General features: G+C 32.0%; 1 protein-coding gene. It reads left to right on the top strand.

Features of this window, described 5'->3' with window-relative positions:
• Positions 1–86 precede the first annotated feature (86 nt).
• Positions 87–406, top strand: a 320-nt coding sequence (gene vapD / locus ACWIUO_RS13915) for a VapD family protein (RefSeq protein ID WP_454178478.1), incomplete at its 3' end; no start/stop codon positions are given.

Below are 406 nucleotides of genomic sequence, written 5' to 3'. Positions count from 1 at the left end.
CGCAATATCAAAGAATGGCTATGGCTTATGAATGAAGTGCCTTATACAAATGTCGTGGAATCAGCTAAAAGATATGGAGATGGGATATGGGAATAGACAAAAATGAGCAAAAATATATAAAATATATCAATTTTGATTTAGATACTAATCAATTAAAAGATATATTCCCCGATACAAGATTGCCTTATTCTATGATTAAAAAATTCTTTGAGGATAGGGGATTTGAGCATAGGCAATATTCGGGCTATATTTCTAAAGAACCGCTAGAGGATTATCATATAACTGCGATTATGGAGGAATTAGGACAAAAATTCACTTGGCTAAGAAACTGCATACAAGAATTTGATGTTTCAAATGTGATAAACGAAGTAAGCGTAAAAGACCAAATCATAAATAGCGCAATACA

The organism is Helicobacter sp. T3_23-1056, assembly GCF_053654535.1.
Note: the sequence above shows the minus strand (reverse complement) of the source record. Positions and strands in the feature narration are given on the sequence as shown.